Here is an 18334-nt window from a genome sequence, read left to right on the forward strand (position 1 = left end):
ACATTCGGTCAATACAGATAACCGGGCCGTTAGGGTCACCGAACTCTTACCGTGAAAAATTCTCGGAAAACTTTAGGGGGCCGCTATCAGGAAACACGACGTCCGTTGCCGTACCCTCAGATGCTCATCGCCCTTCTCATTTATAGGCGCGCTATGGCGGCCGTTCCCGCGCCGCCATCCATGCCAGCCCCAGATAGGCCATGAGCATTGCCGTTTCCAACGCGACGATGACCAGATTGCCGCCGTAGATCACCGGAAACATGAGTTCGACGACGGCCATCGAGACCACCGTGGTCAGCCACACGACAGCGCCCCACGGCGTGGCCAGCCAAAGACCCACGGCGGCCACGAGTTCGATCACGGCGAAGTAGACCGTCGCCGCCTGCCAGGCCACCGTCTGGTTTTCGAAGGCGTCATCCTCGCCGCCGATGAATCCGGTCACCTGAGCCCAATGATAGAGCCCGACGGCCAGCGACAGCATCGCCATGACCCGCAGAAACACCACCAGTCGCCCGGTCCAGAGATTGTCATCGGTCTCCGTCCGGGCCGTCGGACTTCCCGCCACCAGCATGGCTTGATCTCGCGAGACCTGCTCGCGCGATGAGGTTTTAGACATCAGGATGCTCATAACCGGAACCCACACAGCCGTGCGAACTCGCTTCATGGCGTTCCGGAACCATAAAATCAATTGCATTGCGTCGAGGGGCATGAGCGCGGTGACGAAGCCGGTTCCTGGTGCTACATAAAACCGGTTCGGTTCTGGCCTTCAGGAGTGTCGGCAACATGGCGATAAAATACGGGCGTCCCATTGAAATGCGGGATGGACCCCGCCGCGATGCCGCAACAGCCGCTCCGCTCGATCTCGTCGCCCGCCTCCGCCGTAACCGCAAGGCGGAATGGGCGCGCCGCCTGGTCCGCGAAAGCGTTCTGACCACCGACGATCTCATCTGGCCGCTGTTCGTCGCCGATGGCGCCGACAGGCGGACGCCCGTCCCCTCCATGCCCGGTGTCGACCGTCTCAGCGTGGACGAATGCGTGCGGGACGCGGAACGGGCGCTCGAGCTGAACATCCCTTGCATCGCGCTTTTCCCCTATACCGATCCCGCCTTGCGGGACCTCTCCGGCAGCGAAGCCCTCAACGCCAAGAATCTGGTCTGCAAGTCGGTCAGGGCCATCAAGCGGGAGTTTCCGGACCTCGGCGTACTTTGCGATGTGGCGCTCGATCCCTTCACCAGTCATGGCCATGACGGTCTGGTCGAGGACGGCAGGATCCTCAACGACGAGACCGTCGCGGTGCTGGTCCAGCAGGCGCTGGTGCAGGCGGAAGCCGGTTGCGACATCGTCGCGCCGTCCGACATGATGGACGGCCGCGTCGGTGCAATTCGAAGAGCCCTGGACGAGGCCGGGTTCGTCGATGTGCAGATCATGGCCTATGCCGCGAAGTATGCATCCGCGTTTTACGGCCCGTTCCGCGACGCCATCGGCTCGGCCAAGGCGCTCACGGGAGATAAACGCACATACCAGATGGACAGCGCCAACTCCGATGAAGCTCTGCGCGAAGTCGAACTCGATATCGCGGAGGGCGCCGACATGGTGCTGGTGAAGCCGGGAATGCCCTATCTCGACATCGTGCGGCGCGTAAAGGACACGTTCGGAATGCCGACCTTCGCCTACCAGGTGTCGGGCGAGTACGCGATGATCGCGGCCGCCGCCGGCAACGGCTGGATCGATCGCGACCGGGCGATGATGGAAAGCCTCGTCGCCTTCAAGCGCGCCGGCGCCGATGGCGTGCTCACCTATTTTGCGGCGGAGGCGGCGGAGAAGCTGAAACAGAACCGCTGACGTCCCCTCCTCCCCGGCGATCTCCGTCCGCTCCTCTGAGCCTGCCTGGGGGTTGCAACCCCGACAGCACGTCGCCATCTCGAAGGGCGCTTCATACTTTATCAGAAGCGGAAGGTCTCTTGGCTGAGCGCCGTGGAGGATGGGACATGCCCGATGGTGACTTCGACAACGCCCCCGGCGGCGACTCCGCCGGGTTCCAGCGTGGCTCGTTTGACCCCTGGATGCAGCCCGAGCTGTTTCGCGGTGTTCTGGTCCGACGTTTTTTTGCGTTCCTGATCGATCTGCTGGTGCTTTCGATACCCGTGATCATCGGCGTGATCTTCATCGCGATGCTTGGGATCATCACGCTCGGCTTCGGATGGGCGCTGTTCTGGCTGGTCTCGCCCGCCTCCCTGATCTGGGCCGTCTTCTATTACGGCGCATCACTCGGCGGCCGGCATTCGGCGACGATCGGGATGCGGGCCATGGGTCTGGAAATGCGAACCTGGTCCGGGGAGCGGAGTTACTTTGTGCTCGGCGCCATGCACGCGATCCTGTTCTGGATCTCGGTGTCGATATTTACGCCGCTGATTCTGCTGGTCGGCCTGTTCAACAACCGGCGCCGCATGCTGCATGACATGTTGCTGGGAACCGTCATCATCAATTCAGATCTTGCGACCGCCGCGCAACCATCTGGAAGCTATTGATATGGCGGCAACCCGGATTGACGGTCAGCCTCGGGAGCGCGATGCTGGAACTCAATCTGTTTCGGAGACTGACAAGGCGCCGTGACCCAGCACTCGCGTGACACACCGCAATTCTATCTGACGGCGCCTTCGCCGTGTCCGTATCTGCCCGATCGCAGCGAACGCAAGGTATTTACCCATCTGGTCGGCGAAAAGGCGGGCGAACTCAACGATCTGCTCACCCATGGCGGTTTTCGCCGCAGCCAGTCGATCGCCTACCGTCCGGCGTGCGACCAGTGCCGCGCCTGCGTTTCCGTACGGGTCATCGCTGATGAGTTTCAGTTGTCGCGCGGGGCTCGCAGGGTGCTGGCGCGCAACGCCGACATCACCGGCAGCCTGCGTGCCGCAACGCCGACGTCAGAGCAATATTCGATATTCCGCGCCTATCTGGACCAGAGACATCGCCACGGCGGCATGGCCGATATGACGGTGCTGGATTACGCGATGATGGTGGAAGACAGCCACGTCGAGACCCGCATCATCGAATATCGCCGGCGCGGCGCGGATCGCGTCGATAACAAACGCGGCGATCTTGTGGGAGTGGCGCTCACCGATGTGTTGAGCGACGGACTCTCCATGGTCTATTCGTTCTTCGATCCTTCAGAGCAGAACCGTTCGTTCGGCACCTTCATGATCCTCGATCACATATCCCGCGCGCGGCAACTGGGCCTGCCCTATGTGTATCTTGGCTACTGGATCGAGGGATCGCGGAAGATGGATTACAAGGGCCGCTTCCTGCCACAGCAGCGCCTTGCGCCCACGGGCTGGCTGCGTGTCGATGCTGACGGCGAAACGAAGCACGAGACGACAGAATAGAGCAGATCAGCCTGCGTCCAATGCTGCGGTCTATCCGGCGAACGTGTCCGCCAGCAGCTTCACATTCAGGATCACGATCAGGCCGGCAACGATCCATGCTGTGGCGGCAGTTCCGGTTGAAATCGCGAACTGACCCATCTTGCGCCGGTCCGAGACGAAGCGGACCAGCGGGATCACCGCGAACGGCAACTGCATCGACAGCACGACCTGGCTGAGAACCAGAAGCTGCGCGGTGCCGCTGTCGCCATAGATGGCCGTGACGACGATAACGGGCACAATGGCTATGCCGCGCGTGACGAGCCGCCGCGCCCACATCGGCATCCGCAAATGCAGAAAGCCTTCCATCACGATCTGGCCCGCGAGCGTCGCCGTCACCGTGGAGTTGATGCCGGAGGCGAGAAGAGCGACTGCGAACAATGTCGAGGCAATGCCGAGACCGAGCAGCGGCGACAGCAGCTTGAACGCGTCGCCGATTTCGGCCACCTCGGTGTGGCCGCTGCCGTGAAACACCGCTGCGGCCACGATCAGGATGGCGGCGTTGACGAACAGGGCCAGCATCAACGCTATCGTACTGTCGGCGGTCGCCCATCGGATCGCGGTCCGCCGGCCCTCGTTGGTGCGCGGATAAGCCCTGGTCTGCACGATCGACGAATGCAGATAGAGATTATGCGGCATGACCGTCGCGCCGATGATGCCGATGGCGATGTAGAGCATCTCAGGATTGGTGACGATCTCGCGCGACGGCGCGAAGCCGCGCAAAATCTCGGCGACCGGCGGCGCGGCGGCGACAATCTGGATCGCAAAGCAAACCGCGATCACGATCAACAGCGCGACCACGAAAGCCTCGAGGAAGCGGAAGCCTCGGTTCATCAATAGCAACAGCAAAAAAGCATCCAGCGCGGCGATCAGCGCGCCGCCGATCAGCGGAATGCCGAACAGCAGCTGCAAAGCAATCGCCGTGCCGATCACCTCGGCCAGATCGCAGGCGATGATTGCGGCCTCACAGGCCAGCCAGAGCATGAAGTTGACGGGCCGCGAGTAGCTGGCGCGGCATGCCTGCGCGAGATCAAGGCCGACGGCGATCCCGAGCCGCGCCGCCAGCGCCTGCAACAGGATCGCCATGAGGTTCGACAACAGGATGACGGATAACAGCGTGTAGCCGAATTGCGAGCCGCCAGCGATGTCCGTGGCCCAGTTGCCGGGGTCCATGTACCCCACCGAGACCATATACCCCGGCCCCGCAAAGGCAAAAAGGCGGCGCAGCCAGTGCCCGTCCGCGGGAACCAGCACCGTCGCATGGACCTCCTCAAGACTTGGGCGGGCTGACGCTTCCGAATGCCAGCCAGCCTTCGTCGAAAGGGGTCCCTGCGACGGCTCCGGTACCGGTTCGGGCGTCAATGCAGGTGTTTTCACATCCATTGACCCCGTATGGACCAACTATAACTTTATTGCAACTCATTTGCAAATGCATTTAGCGCCAAGGCGCGGGCGGATTCGCGACTACCTATTCAGCGCGACGCGCCGGTCGCGCTCAACTTGTCGTCTGGTCATGGCTTCTGCGCTCGCGAAGCGTGCACGCCCCGCAACTAACGCTGGGTGTTCTCGCCGCCTTCCCCGGCGGCGGGAGAAGTCAGCAGATCGAGCACCCTTTCGGGAGGACGGCAAATCCGCACGCCCTTCGGCGTTTCCACGATGGGACGCTGAAGCAGGATCGGATGGGCCAGGATGAAATCGAGAAGCTGGTCATCGGTCCATTTGGGATTGCCGAGATCAAGTTCCTCGTAGGGTGAGCCGTTCTCCCGCAGCAGCCCGCGTATGGGCAGTCCCATGGCGTCAGCCAGCGCGCGAAGCCGTGAGCGGTCCGGCGGATGCTTGAGATACTCGATAATCACCGGCTCTTCGCCGCCTTGCCGGATCATCGCCAGCGTATCGCGGGACTTGCTGCAGGACGGATTGTGATAGATCGTCACGGTCATCGTCGGCATCCGCTCAGATGTCCAGTATTCTGATTTGACGCGTTTTCTTCATGCGAACCGGTATCCATCCTCGGGTCAAGCCCGAGGATATGCTTCGCTCGAAAACGCTATATCTGTTAACGAGATCAAATCGCCCGGCCGAACTTGTTCGACTTCGGCAGGCCGTGCGCGAGGCGTCCGGCGTCGGCGCGGTTGCCGCGCCAGTCGGACAGATCCTTCCAGCTCAAGCTCTGCTCGCGGCCCGCGGAGTCCTTCCACGTCAGGCCGATCTTCGAATTGAACACCGCGACGTCGGACAGGCCCGCATCCTTGTATTTCTGCAGCCGCACGCCGCGGCCGCGCGCCATCTCCGGCACCTGATCGAGCGGGAAGACCACCATCTTGTGGTTGGTGCCGATGACCGCGACCTGATCGCCCGCGACCGTCGTGATCGCTTTCGCTTCGTTCGGCATCTCGACGTTGAGCACCTGCTTGCCCTTGCGCGTCGTGCTGACGCAATCGTCCTCATTGACGACGAACCCCTGCCCTTCATGGCTCGCGATCAGGAACTTGCGCCCGCCGGTGTGGACGAACAGCGACACGATCGCCGCGTCCTGTTCCAGATCGATGAACAGGCGGATCGGTTCGCCATGGCCGCGTCCGCCCGGCAGCTTCGCGACGTCAAGCGAATAGAATTTTCCGTTGGTGGCGAACAGCAACAGCTTCGACGTGGTTTCAGCAAAGAACGCGAAGCCCAGCTTGTCGTCGGTCTTGAAGGACAGGTTCGAAAGATCCTCGACGTGGCCTTTCAGCGTCCGCACCCATCCCTTGTCGGATACGACGACCGTGACCGGCTCACGCTCGACCAGCGATTCTTCAAGCGCGGCGAGGTCATGCTCGGGCGCGTCCGCAAAAACGGTGCGGCGCTTGCCGAGCGGCGTCCTGGGGCCGAACATGTCGCGCACGTTGCGCACCTGTTCGCCGACCTTCTCCCACTGCCTGGCTTCGGAGCCAAGCACGGCGTTGATGCCCTTGAGTTCCGCCCGAAGGTCCTTGTCCTCGGTGCGTATCTCCATTTCCTCGAGCTTGCGCAGGCTGCGCAGGCGCATATTGAGGATAGCCTCCGCCTGGACTTCCGTCAGCTTGAACGCCTTTATCAAGGCCGGCTTCGGCTCGTCCTCGGTGCGGATGATCCTGATGACCTCGTCGATGTTCAGATAGGCGATCAGGTAGCCGCCAAGCACTTCGAGCCGATGCTCGATCTGCGCCTTGCGATGGGCCGAACGGCGCAACAGCACGTCGCGCAGATGGTCGAGCCATTCGCGAAGGCATTCCGCGAGGCCGACGACCTTCGGAATCTTGCCCTTGATCAGAACGTTGAGGTTCAATGAAATGCGGCTCTCAAGCTCGGTGAGCCTGAACAGCGATTCCATTACCAGTTCAGGATCGACGTTGCGCGACTTCGGCTCGATGACGACGCGGATGTCTTCGGCCGACTCGTCCCTGATGTCGCCGACCAGCGGCAGCTTCTTCTCGTTGAGCAGTTCGGCGATCTTCTCGATCAGCCGCGACTTCTGCACCAGCCACGGAATCTCGGTGACGACGATCACCCATGTGCCGCGCGCGCCCTCCTCGCGATGCCACTTGGCGCGGGTACGGAAAGCGCCCCTTCCGGTCGCGTAGGCCTCGGCGATGCTCTCCTTGGAATCGATGATGATGCCGCCGGTCGGAAAGTCCGGCCCCTTGACCCATTTCAGCAGCGACGTCGACTTCGCGTCCGGCTTGTCGATCAGGTGCAGCGCGGCGTCGCAAAGCTCGGCTGCATTGTGCGGCGGGATCGCGGTGGCCATCCCGACGGCGATACCCTGCGCGCCATTGGCGAGCAGGTTCGGAAACCCGCCGGGCAGCACCACCGGCTCGCGGCTCTGGCCGTCATAATTGGGGCGGAACTCGACGGCGTCCTCGTCGATGCCGTCGAGCAGCAGCCGCGCCACGTCGGTCATGCGCGCTTCGGTGTAACGATAGGCCGCGGGATTATCGCCGTCGATGTTGCCGAAGTTGCCCTGGCCGTCGACCAGCGGATATCGCGAGGCGAAATCCTGCGCCAGCCGCACCATGGCGTCGTAGATCGCCTGATCGCCATGAGGATGGAATGAGCCCATCACATCGCCGACGATCTTGGCGGACTTCTTGAAGGCCGAGCCTGGATCGAGCCGCAGCAGCCGCATCCCGTAGAGGATACGCCGATGCACGGGCTTCAAGCCGTCCCGCGCATCCGGCAAAGCGCGGTGCATGATGGTGGACAGCGCGTAGGCGAGATAGCGCTCTTCCAGCGCCTCCCGAAGCTGCACCTCGGCAATTTCGGCCGGCTCGGCCGGAATCAATCTTTTTCCCATGGGGACGGGTTAACGCCTGCCGAGTCCGGCGACAAGGCGTGAATGACCTCTCATGTCGAGGGAGGGTTCAACTCAGCCATGACGCGCGCGCCGTCCGCAATTGCCGCTGTCCGCTTTCGCACCACCGCGTTGATGAACCCGGCGCGCGCGTCGGAATGCCCCTGCCCGCGCGGCTCCAGCACATGGCGCAGCAGGAAGCGCCCGGTCAGTTCGAAGCCGTCCAGCAGGTCTTGTTCCGACCAGCCGTCTTGCTCGTCATGGGTGACGCGCAGAAACGGCGGCAGCGGCAAGAGCCGGTCACGCCAGGGCTCGCCGGCCTGCCGAGACACCGCCCCACCCGATTTCGGGGAAACGTAGATAAGGTCACCGGTGGCGCCGGTGGCCGCGCAGGCCGAGAGATCGAGGCCGAAACCAAGTTCGCTCAGCATCGCCAGTTCAAACCGGATCAGATGGATCGCCGCCCCGCCCGCGCGATCAAAATCGTCCAGCGTCCGTTCCAGCATCGCAAAGATGACTTCATGCGGATCGCGCTCGGGCAACAGGCGCGCCAACGCCGCCAGGTGGGTCACGCCATAGGTTGCATGTGACGAGGCGAGCAGGCTCGCCGCGCGCATCCGCGTTCCTTCCAGCGCGTAGGTACCGAGATGCTCGTCGAGCCGCGCCCGCCACAGCGCGCTGACCGAGTTTCCGGGTTGCAGTAGCGGACGCATCCGTGATCCGGCCCCGCCACGCACAAGGCCGAGATGACGCCCATGGGTGCGGGTCAACAACTCGACGATGGCCGAGGACTCGCCATGCCGCCGCACTCCAAGCACGATGCCATCGTCAGTCCATTCCATGGCGCTCAGTCTACGGTATCGTTCGCTTTCGCAGCAATCCGATTGCACCGGATTACCGCGTCACTCGAAGCAGTCATTCGAACCAGTCTTCCGCGTCGTCGGAGAATGAAAAATACAGGCCGGCCCCCGCCAGACCGGTTGAAAAGAAATCGATCACAAACGCCGGAGTCAGCCCGCTGTTCAATGAACCGAGCAGCGAAAGCACCGAAAGCGCCAGCGCAACGACCAGCGCCCACCGCGCCCAGTTCTTCCGTTGCCTTGCTGCGAGCCACACCAGCAGCAGAAAGAAGATGAACACCATGACGACGAACGTATCGGCGCTCGCCGCAGCTGCCCGATCGACACGGGCGGACGGGCGCGCGATGAACGCAGCCGACAACGTATCGATCAAGAGCGAAAGATATAGCAGAACTTCAAACCGCAGCACGTTTCTCGGGATCGTCATGCCGTAGCCCCCGCTTATTCCTTGGGAAACTCCAGTCCCATTTCCCGATAACGGTTTGGATCGTCGCCCCACTTCTCACGCACCTTCACGAACAGAAACAGGTGCACCGGCTGGCCGATGATCTCGCCGATCTCCTTGCGGGAGGAGGCGCCGATCGACTTTATCGTCGCGCCGTTCTTTCCCAGGACGATCTTACGCTGACTGTCGCGTTCGACAAAGATGGTCTGCTCGATGCGAACCGACTTGTCGTTGCGCTCGGTCCAGGTGTCGGTCTCGACCGTCGATTGATACGGCAGTTCCTGATGCAGATGCCGGTAGATTTTCTCGCGGGTGATTTCGGCGGCGAGATGACGCAGCGGGGCGTCCGACATCTGGTCTTCCGGATAGTGAAACGGCCCTTCCGGCACGCGCCCGGCCAGCGCGAGGCGGAGATCATCGACGCCATCGCCCGACAGCGCCGACACCATGAACGTTTCCTCGAACCCAAGACGCTCATTGGCCGAGCCGGCAAGCGCCAGCAGCTTTTCGCGGCGGACGAGGTCGATCTTGTTCAGCACCAGAATCTTCGGATGCGCCACTCCGGCGAGCTTCGTCAGGATGGCGTCGGCTTCTTCGTCAATGCCCGCGCGCGCGTCGAGAAGCACGCAGACGAGATCGGCGTCGTGGGCCCCGCTCCATGCGGTCGAAACCATGGCGCGATCGAGCCGCCGCTTCGGGACGAAGATACCGGGGGTGTCGACGAGAATGATCTGGGCGTTGTTCTCGATAACGATGCCGCGGATCAGCGCGCGCGTGGTCTGCACCTTGCGCGAGACGATCGTAACCTTTGAGCCGACCAGCGCGTTCACCAGCGTCGACTTGCCGACATTCGGCGCCCCGATCAAGGCAACGAAACCGCATCGCGAGGTCGGGCCGGTCTCGCTCACTTGACACCTTCGCGAACGATCATGGCGGATGCGGCGGCCTTCTCGGCCGCGCGCTTGCTGCCGCCGATACCTTCCGAGGACTCCAGCCCCGGCAATTCGACCGCAACGCGGAAGCGCGGGTCGTGATGCGGCCCGGTACGCTCCACTTCGCGGTAAACCGGCGTCGGCAGCCCCTTGCCCTGCGCCCACTCCTGCAGCACGGTCTTGGGGTCGCGCAGCGGCCGCACCGGCTTGCGCATCCGCTCGAGCCAGTTGCGCTCGACGAAGGCGGCGGCCGCCGCATAGCCGCCATCGAGATAGACCGCGCCAATGACCGCCTCGCAGATATCGCCGAGCACGGACCGGCGCAGCCGCGCTCCCGCGCCGGCGCCGACCGCGCCGAGCTTGACGCCCTCTTGTAGATCGAGCGACTTGGCGACATCGATACATGTCTCCTTGCGCACGAGATCGGCCAGGCGCTTCGACAACTCGCCCTCGTCCGCCTTGGGAAAGGCGCGGTAGAGCATGTCGGAGACCACGAGACCAAGCACATGATCGCCGAGAAATTCGAGGCGCTGATAGCTATCGCAGCGTCCGCGCGACGACTTCAGCGCCGAGACATGGGTGAAAGCCGTCGTCAGCAGCGAGATATCAGCGAACGTATGGCCGAGCCGCTGTTCGATCGCGGCCATGATCGCCTTGGTGCTGGTCCGGGCGCGCTTCTTCTTCGGGGCAGGCGCCACCGGCTCCGTGCCCGACGGCGCGGCTACGTCTTCGGAGGTCGGAACGGGCTTAATGTCAGCCGATTCATCCATCATCGTACGATGGAGAACATGCGATTCCAGCGGACGGCGGCCGGCCAGCGCCAGACCTGCCAGGCATGCTCTCCCTCCGCGATCGAAAAGAAGATCATTTGCGCGCGACCGACCAGATTCTCCAGCGGCACATAGCCGACCGCGGAAAGCACGCGGCTGTCGGTCGAGTTGTCGCGGTTGTCGCCCATCATGAAGAAATGACCGGGCGGAACGACGTAGACATTGGTGTTGTCGTAGAATCCGTTGTCGACGCAATCGAGCGTTTTGTAGGTGACGCCGTTCGGCAGCGTTTCCTGCCATTGCTTGACGCGCGCCGTCGCATCAGAGCCGCAAGGATCCTCACCGACGAAATCCGGCAGCCTTTCACGCTGCACCGGGGCGTCGTTGATGTAGAGCAGGCCCTCTTTCATCTGGATGCGGTCACCGGGCAGTCCGATCACCCGCTTGATGTAGTCGGTGGCGTTGTCCTTCGGCAGACGAAACACCACGACATCGCCCCTGCTCGGCTCGGAGCCGAACACCCGCCCCGAAAACAGCGGCGGCGAGAACGGGATGGAATAATGACTGTAGCCGTATGAGTACTTCGAAACGAACAGATAGTCGCCGACCAGCAGGGTCGCCTTCATCGATCCCGAAGGGATGTTGAACGGCTGAAACAGGAAGGTCCGGATCACGAGCGCGATGATAAGAGCGTGGATTACGACACGGATGGTCTCGCCGACGCCGTTTTCAGTTTTGGTTCCGGATGTCACGCTCATCTCTTCCCTATGTCGGTGGCCGCCGCCTGGAAGCGATGGCAAAGCGCCTCTACGCGAAACGCGCCCGCTCCGCACACAACGCAGTGAATTCTGGTAGTGGACGAATCCGCAGGCAATTCGTCACGATTTGAGCTGATTCATCCTGATCTAGATAGCCTGCGGCGTTTTAGACGGTTGTTGGCGGCCACGCAATCAACCGCGTCGCGAAAATCAGATAACCAACTGATAAATAACATATTTTAGTTTAAGCTGTCTGGAACCGGTTCAAAGTTTCCCCGCTGCGGCGGCCGAAATTATGACGAAAGCCTGCGCCAGCGGCCAGTCATCTGTAAGGCTCACGTCAATGCGGACCTCAAGGCCGGGGGGCGTGAGCAGTTGCAGCCGCTTCAGCGCGCCGCCCGTAAGCATCATGGAGGGTTGCCCCGCCTGAAGATTGACGACGCCCATGTCCCGCCACCATACGCCCTGACGGATTCCGGTCCCGAGCGCCTTGGCGCACGCCTCCTTCGCGGCGAACCGCTTCGCATAGGTGGAAACCACCATTTTCTCATTAGTGGCGCGACGCTCCGCCTTCGCCCGCTCGATCTCCGTGAAGACCCGGTTGAGAAACCGATCGCCGTGACGCTCGATGACTTTCGCCACCCGACGGATATCGATCAGATCGGAGCCGATGCCAATGATCATGCCGTCCGCGTCTTCAGTGTCGCGCGTCCACGATCCATGGCCGCTCGCATGGTGCGAACGGTCTCGGCGATGCCGACGAGCAGCGCCTCGCCCATCATGAAGTATCCGATGTTCAGTTCGGTGATCTCGGGCAGCGCCGCGATCGTCTCCGCCGTCGCGTAATCGAGGCCATGACCGGCATGAACCTCAAGACCCACCGACCTGGCCAATGCGGCGCCTTCGACAATCCGACGCCACTCCGCATCCGCCTTCCCGCTGTCACCCTCGACGACAGCATCGCACCAGCCGCCGGTGTGAATCTCGATCACCGGCGCGCGCAGTTTCGCCGCCGCCTCGATCTGCCTGGGATCGGCGGCGATGAACAGCGAGACCCGGATGCCGGCGTCGTTCAGCTTCGCGATGAAAGGCGCCAGCGCGTTGTATTGGCCGGCCGCGTCGAGACCGCCTTCAGTGGTCAGTTCCTCCCGCCGCTCGGGGACCAGACAGACGGCGTGCGGTTGGGTGGCCAGCGCGATCCCCTGCATCTCCGCCGTCGCCGCCATCTCGAAATTCAGAGGCTTCTCAATCTCGGCCTTGAGCCGCGCCATGTCGGAATCGCGAATATGACGGCGATCCTCGCGCAAATGCGCGGTGATGCCGTCGGCGCCGGCCGCGATCGCAGCAAGCGCTATTCGCACCACATCCGGCCGATCGCCACCGCGCGCATTGCGGATGGTGGCGACGTGATCGACATTAACTCCAAGGCGCAGGGATTGAGAACTGGACATCGAATGACTCTTGATCTGCTCCGCATCGCGGGAACTCGGCATCGCGACGTTAAGAACGTGCTCTTTCGAATGAAGGATTGGATGTAGTGTCAAGGACGATCGATTGCGACGCCCTTCATAGCATCTAGTGGTCCGATTCTAACATTCGCATCCGCGATGCGCGGCCGAATGGGTCGCGAATGTCAAATTTACTCCACTAGAGCCTTTCTGCGTCTGATTGAATCGGCAGCGAACTCCAGTTAGCCGTTGACCCGCTCGATCCGCGCCACGACGTCCTTGGCGCGCAACTGGGCGATGATGGCGCTGAGATGCTTGAGGTCATACACTTCGAGATCGATGGTCATTTCGGTGAAGTCGGGCGAACGCCTGGTCATGCTGATATTGTCGATATTGCCGTCGTGCTCGGCGATCACGGTCGCGACCTGTGCGAGGCTGCCGGGCTCGTTGAGGCTATCCAGCACGATGCGCGCGGGGAATCGCTGCGGCGTCGTGTCATCGACATCCCAACGAACGTCGAGCCAGCGCTCGGGCTCTTCCTCGAAATCCGTCAACGCCGGCGATTGAATCGGATAGATCGTGATGCCTTCACCGGGAGTGACGATGCCGACGATACGGTCGCCGGGCACCGCGCCGCCATTGGGCGCGAATTTGATCGGCAGGTCCGAATTGATGCCGCCTATCGGAATCACCGACGGGCTGCGAGCGGGATCCAGCGGCGTTTTCAGTTTGAGTTTCGCCGTCAGGCTCTTCTTGACGCCCGGGCCGCCAACCCGCTCCTCCTTGTAGTCCGGGTACATCGCGCGCGCGACATCGGCGGCGCGCATCTCGCCCCGCCCCACCGAAGCCATGACGTCCTCGATCGTGGCCCGCGCCAGCCGGGGCAACGCGCCGGTAAGCTTGTCGTCGGCGTATTCGATCTTAGCGCGGATGAACAGGCGCTCAACGATCCGCCGGCCAAGGCTGACATACTGACCGCGCACGGCGGCTCGCGTGGCGCGCCGGATCGCCGCCCGCGCCTTGCCGGTGACGGCGAGCGATTCCCAGGCGGAGGGCGGCGCTGACTGGGCGGCCGACGTCAGAACCTCGACCTCGTCTCCATTCTGCAATCGTGACGACAGCGGCGCAAACTTGCCGTTGATCTTGCAACCCACCGTGCTGTTGCCGACGTCGGTATGCACGGCATAAGCGAAGTCGATGACATTGGCGTGCCGCGGCAGCGCGATCAGCTTCCCCTTCGGCGTGAAGCAGAAGACCTGATCGTGAAACAGTTCGAGCTTGGTGTGTTCGAGGAACTCCTCCGGATTGGCGCTTTCCGACAGCACTTCGATGGTATGACGCAGCCAGGCGAACGCATTGGATTCCCGATTGAGCAATTCCGTCGGCGAGCCCGCCCCGTCCTTGTAAAAGGCATGGGCGGCGATGCCGTGCTCCGCGATGCGATCCATCTCCTCGGTCCGGAGTTGCAATTCCACGCGCTGATTGCCCGGTCCGATCACCGTGGTGTGGATCGAGCGATAGTCATTCTGCTTCGGCGTCGAGATATAGTCCTTGAAACGGCCCGGCACGACCGGCCACGTCATGTGGACCACCCCGAGGGCGCGATAACAGGCTTCGACATCGGGCACCACGACGCGAAATCCGAAAATATCGGAAAGCTGCTCGAAACCGACCGATTTTCGTTCCATCTTGGTCCAGATCGAAAACGGCTGTTTGCGGCGGCCGGCTACGCGCGCGGCGATACCCTTGTTGGCGAGACTGGTCGTGAGCTGGCTTTCGATCTCACCGATCAGGTTGCGGTTACGCTCGGCCAGCGCGTCGAGCCGCTGCGCCACCACCCCGTGGGCTTCCGGATCGAGGGTCTGGAACGCCAGATCCTCAAGCTCCTCGCGCATTTCCTGCATGCCCATGCGGCCCGCGAGCGGCGCGTAGATGTCGAGGGTTTCCTCGGCGATGCGCTGACGCGACGCCGGCGGCACGAACTCCAGCGTGCGCATGTTGTGCAGCCGATCCGCCAGCTTGACCAGCAGCACGCGGACATCATCGGCAATCGCCAGCAGCAGCTTGCGCAGATTTTCGGCCTGCTTGGCCTCGCGCGAGACCAGTTCCAGCCGCTTCAGCTTGGTCAGGCCCTCGACCAGCGCGCCGATCTCCGGCCCGAACATGTTGTCGATCTCGGCGCGGGTGGCCTCGGTGTCCTCAATGGTGTCGTGCAGCAGCGCCGCGACGATGGTGGCGTCGTCGAGCTTGAGACCGGTCAGGATGGCCGCCACTTCAAGCGGATGAGAGAAATAGGGATCGCCCGACGCCCGTATCTGTTCGCCATGAGCTTTCATGGCATAGACGTACGCCCGGTTGAGCATATCCTCGTTGGTGTCGGGGTTGTAGGAGCGCACGCGTTCGACCAGGTCGTATTGACGCATCATACGCGGGCGCGTCGGCTTGACAGGAGCAGCCGGCGGCGGCGCCGTCACGACCGGATCGGTCGCGGCCTCCATCTGCCGCCTTTTGCCAGGCCAGCCTGTCATCGAACCGAGTGTCTTCATCGCGCGGAAACCGCCCTTCACCCCCAGTATCTACACCTATAGCGTTTTCCAGCGAAGGGGATACCGATTCGCGCGAAGAAAACGCGTCAAATCAAAATCATAGCCCCGGTTCTGATTTCGTCGGAAACGGAAAGGCTCCGGGTTGCCCCGGCCGAAGGTCGAATCCGACGTTCAGGCGCGCCAGTTTCGTTTCGAAGCCGGATGCACACACCCGCACAGCCGGTGCGGCGATCAACTCCGTGGGCCGCACGCAAAAGCCCGGACCAGGGTCCGGGCTTAGAGTTTTTTCGCTTCTGACGGAATCAGATCTGACGGAATCAGAAGCGAGGCTCCATAATCCTGATTTGACGCGTTTTCTTCACGCGAATCGGTAGCCGCTTCGCTCGAAAACGCTATAGACCTTCCGTCGGCAAGAAGCCGATCATTCATCCTCTTCGGGCTGTTCCTCGGGAGGCGCCAGCCCCTCCAGGCCCTTCAACAGTTCTTCCTCGGTCATGCGCTCGACCGCGACCTCGGTATCGTCCGCATCGACGCTTGCCCCGGCCGAACCGATCAAGGGCACGGTGTCGGACTCGGGCTCGTCGACCTCGACAAACTTCTGCAAGGAATGAACCAGCTCTTCGCGCATATCCTCCGGGGAGATGGTCTGCTCGGCGATCTCGCGAAGCGCAACGACGGGATTCTTGTCGTTATCGCGGTCGATCGTCAGCTGCGAACCCGACGAAATCATCCGGGCGCGATGTGCGGCCAAAAGAACCAGGTCAAACCGGTTGTCGACCTTATCAATGCAATCTTCTACGGTGACGCGCGCCATCGCCTGTCGCTCCGTTGAGGCTGAAACTGGTGAATATACGCGCTAGGTATAGAGCGTCTGAGGGTTTCGCAACAGGGAATTTAACATTTGGCGTGAAGGCCGGTCTCTGATACCCGTTACTGGAGCCAGAAGGCCGGCGTCCGGAGAAGCGGAACAGAGTCCCCGATCGGACAAGAATTCGCTTCATTGCTTCTCCATTGTATCCTTAACGCTGCCCTTGCCTCAACCTCATTGCGCCTGTTGTCCTCTTCAGTCTGATTCGCGAAACGCGATTTGCATCATTGAACCGTGGGGCTGGGCTTCAGCCGCACCAATAGCGCGCACAACGATCACGAGAACGCTCGATGCCATCTGCCTCCAACAAGATCGCGCTTTTCATCGATGGCGCCAATCTTTACGCAACCGCCAAGACGCTCGGCTTTGACATCGACTACAAGCGCCTCCTGAAGGAATTTCAGTCCAGAGGCACCCTTGTCCGCGCCTTCTATTACACGGCGATCATCGAGGATCAGGAATACTCCTCGATAAGGCCGCTGATCGACTGGCTCGACTACAACGGCTACACGGTGGTCACCAAAGCCACCAAGGAGTTCATCGACGCCAGCGGCCGCCGCAAGGTCAAGGGAAACATGGATATCGAACTTGCGGTCGATGCGATGGAGTTGGCAGAGCACGTCGACCAGATCGTGCTGTTTTCGGGCGACGGCGATTTCCGCTCCCTCGTCGAAGCGGTGCAGCGCCGCGGCGTTCGCGTGACCGTTGTTTCCACCATCGCAAGCCAGCCGCCGATGATCGCGGACGAGTTGCGCCGCCAGGCCGACGTTTTCACCGATCTCGTCGAATTGCAGCCGAAGCTCGGCCGCGACCCGTCGGAACGCCAGTCCCGCCACCACGCACCGCAGTTCCTGCAGCGCGCCACCGCCGTGGCGCCCCGGAGCGATGACGACGACTTTGAGGACTGAAACGCGCCGATCCGGCGCGACTCCCCCCGAGCCAGGCCGCGATTGCCCGCTGTGCCCACGGCTGGTCGACTATCGCCTTGCGGTTCGGACGCGCGAGCCGGAATGGTTCAACGCACCCGTGCCTTCTTTCGGCGAACCCGACTCGGCGGTTCTGATCGTCGGCCTGGCGCCGGGCGTGCAAGGCGCCAACCGCACCGGGCGACCCTTCACCGGCGACTACGCCGGCGACCTGCTTTACGCGACGCTTCTCAAATACGGATTCGCCGCCGGACGCTATCAGGCCCGACCCGACGACGGACTCAAACTGATCGATTGCCGCATCAGCAACGCGGTGCGTTGCGTGCCACCGCAGAACAAGCCTCTGCCGGCCGAGATCAACACCTGCCGCGCGTTCCTTAGCGCCACGCTCGCGGCCATGCCCCGATTACAAGCGGTTGTCGCACTCGGCCGTGTCGCGCACGATTCCGCGGTGAAAGCGCTCGGCGTTCGCGCCGCTGCCGCCCCCTTCGCTCACGGCGCGGTGCATCATATCGGCGCGGTCACGCTCTATGACAGCTACCACTGCTCCCGCTACAACACCAACACGCGTGTCCTGACGCCCGAAATGTTCGAGAGCGTCTTCGCAAAAGTGCGCGCCGATCTGACCTGTCGCTGAAGCGCGGGCTATGGCGAACCGGTACCCACTTCGCTCGAAAGCGCTATAGAACTCCGCTCCTGATCCCATCGGAAGCGAAAGGGCTTTCTCGGCTATCCCTGCTCCGTGAAGCGGATTCCCATCATCTCGCCGTTGCGCCAGACACGCTCGCATTCCTTCGGCGTCGCGTTCGGCACCAGCGCGACCCCGAAACGCTTCGGCACGCTCAGGCTGGAGGCGATCACCAGGCGCGCGCCGTCGCTGGAGATGTCCATCACCTCGCATTCCGACCTGGATCGGCCATCGACCTGGTCGAGGACAAGCCACGCTCGCTGATGCCGGCGACGCATCCGCCGTATGGCACGTTTCTGTTTGACGCGCATGCCGGGAGCAGATCACTTCAACCCTGAAATTGCGTTAAACTGATCGTTCAA

The 18334-nt window shown here is 62.3% G+C and carries 19 protein-coding genes; 5 read left to right on the top strand and 14 right to left on the bottom strand.

Features of this window, described 5'->3' with window-relative positions; all coding sequences use genetic code 11:
• Positions 1-151 precede the first annotated feature (151 nt).
• On the bottom strand, positions 152-616 hold the full coding sequence (locus NWI_RS09960; RefSeq protein ID WP_081431768.1) for a DUF6163 family protein: 465 nt from the start codon (positions 614-616) through the stop codon (positions 152-154).
• Positions 617-783: 167 nt separating this feature from the next.
• Between NWI_RS09960 and hemB the strand changes: the two genes are divergently transcribed.
• From hemB to NWI_RS09975, 3 genes are all read left to right on the top strand, one after another.
• Positions 784-1842, top strand: a complete 1059-nt coding sequence (gene hemB / locus NWI_RS09965) for a porphobilinogen synthase (RefSeq protein ID WP_011315165.1) — start codon at positions 784-786, stop codon at positions 1840-1842.
• Positions 1843-1988: 146 nt separating this feature from the next.
• Complete coding sequence (locus tag NWI_RS09970; protein ID WP_011315166.1) at positions 1989-2528, top strand: RDD family protein; 540 nt, start codon at positions 1989-1991, stop codon at positions 2526-2528.
• Positions 2529-2609: 81 nt separating this feature from the next.
• On the top strand, positions 2610-3383 hold the full coding sequence (locus NWI_RS09975) for an arginyltransferase (protein WP_011315167.1): 774 nt from the start codon (positions 2610-2612) through the stop codon (positions 3381-3383).
• Between the two features lie 30 nt (positions 3384-3413).
• On the opposite strand, the gene NWI_RS09980 is transcribed toward NWI_RS09975, so the two are convergent.
• The 12 genes from NWI_RS09980 to rpoZ form a co-directional block, all read right to left on the bottom strand.
• Positions 3414-4802: an Nramp family divalent metal transporter gene (locus tag NWI_RS09980; protein WP_041344984.1), complete on the bottom strand. Its 1389-nt coding sequence runs from the start codon at positions 4800-4802 to the stop codon at positions 3414-3416.
• 167 nt (positions 4803-4969) lie between these two features.
• Complete coding sequence (arsC, locus tag NWI_RS09985) at positions 4970-5359, bottom strand: arsenate reductase (glutaredoxin) (RefSeq protein WP_041344986.1); 390 nt, start codon at positions 5357-5359, stop codon at positions 4970-4972.
• 125 nt (positions 5360-5484) lie between these two features.
• Entirely contained in the window at positions 5485-7734 is a 2250-nt protein-coding gene (parC, locus tag NWI_RS09990; RefSeq protein WP_011315170.1) for a DNA topoisomerase IV subunit A, read from the bottom strand.
• Between the two features lie 50 nt (positions 7735-7784).
• On the bottom strand, positions 7785-8573 hold the full coding sequence (gene recO, locus NWI_RS09995; protein ID WP_011315171.1) for a DNA repair protein RecO: 789 nt from the start codon (positions 8571-8573) through the stop codon (positions 7785-7787).
• 73 nt (positions 8574-8646) lie between these two features.
• Entirely contained in the window at positions 8647-9018 is a 372-nt protein-coding gene (locus NWI_RS10000) for a hypothetical protein (protein WP_011315172.1), read from the bottom strand.
• Between the two features lie 14 nt (positions 9019-9032).
• Complete coding sequence (gene era, locus NWI_RS10005) at positions 9033-9944, bottom strand: GTPase Era (protein ID WP_011315173.1); 912 nt, start codon at positions 9942-9944, stop codon at positions 9033-9035.
• Positions 9941-10741 carry a ribonuclease III gene (gene rnc / locus NWI_RS10010; protein WP_011315174.1) on the bottom strand — a complete coding sequence of 267 codons (801 nt, stop codon included), beginning with the start codon at positions 10739-10741 and terminating at the stop codon, positions 9941-9943. The genes era and rnc overlap by 4 nt, the downstream gene beginning before the upstream one ends.
• Positions 10738-11496 carry a signal peptidase I gene (gene lepB, locus NWI_RS10015; protein ID WP_011315175.1) on the bottom strand — a complete coding sequence of 253 codons (759 nt, stop codon included), beginning with the start codon at positions 11494-11496 and terminating at the stop codon, positions 10738-10740. Before lepB ends, rnc begins: the two co-directional genes overlap by 4 nt.
• A gap of 264 nt (positions 11497-11760) precedes the next feature.
• Positions 11761-12180, bottom strand: a complete 420-nt coding sequence (gene acpS / locus NWI_RS10020; protein WP_011315176.1) for a holo-ACP synthase — start codon at positions 12178-12180, stop codon at positions 11761-11763.
• On the bottom strand, positions 12177-12947 hold the full coding sequence (locus tag NWI_RS10025) for a pyridoxine 5'-phosphate synthase (protein ID WP_041345572.1): 771 nt from the start codon (positions 12945-12947) through the stop codon (positions 12177-12179). The genes acpS and NWI_RS10025 overlap by 4 nt, the downstream gene beginning before the upstream one ends.
• A gap of 239 nt (positions 12948-13186) precedes the next feature.
• The gene (locus tag NWI_RS10030; RefSeq protein ID WP_041345573.1) at positions 13187-15442 is read right to left on the bottom strand and encodes a RelA/SpoT family protein; all 2256 of its coding nucleotides are present in this window, start codon (positions 15440-15442) and stop codon (positions 13187-13189) included.
• Positions 15443-15911: 469 nt separating this feature from the next.
• A complete protein-coding gene (gene rpoZ / locus NWI_RS10035) occupies positions 15912-16304 on the bottom strand; it encodes a DNA-directed RNA polymerase subunit omega (protein ID WP_011315179.1) in 393 nt (130 codons plus the stop codon).
• A gap of 344 nt (positions 16305-16648) precedes the next feature.
• On the opposite strand from rpoZ, the gene NWI_RS10040 reads away from it, so the two are divergent.
• Positions 16649-17266 carry an NYN domain-containing protein gene (locus tag NWI_RS10040; protein WP_011315180.1) on the top strand — a complete coding sequence of 206 codons (618 nt, stop codon included), beginning with the start codon at positions 16649-16651 and terminating at the stop codon, positions 17264-17266.
• On the top strand, positions 17244-17921 hold the full coding sequence (locus tag NWI_RS10045) for a uracil-DNA glycosylase (protein ID WP_011315181.1): 678 nt from the start codon (positions 17244-17246) through the stop codon (positions 17919-17921). The genes NWI_RS10040 and NWI_RS10045 overlap by 23 nt, the downstream gene beginning before the upstream one ends.
• Positions 17922-18013: 92 nt before the next feature.
• Here the strand turns inward: NWI_RS10045 and NWI_RS18250 are convergent, their stop codons facing one another.
• Positions 18014-18175: a hypothetical protein gene (locus NWI_RS18250; protein ID WP_244374892.1), complete on the bottom strand. Its 162-nt coding sequence runs from the start codon at positions 18173-18175 to the stop codon at positions 18014-18016.
• Positions 18176-18334: the final 159 nt, after the last annotated feature.

Source organism: Nitrobacter winogradskyi Nb-255 (assembly GCF_000012725.1).
GTDB classification, from domain to species: Bacteria; Pseudomonadota; Alphaproteobacteria; order Rhizobiales; family Xanthobacteraceae; genus Nitrobacter; species Nitrobacter winogradskyi.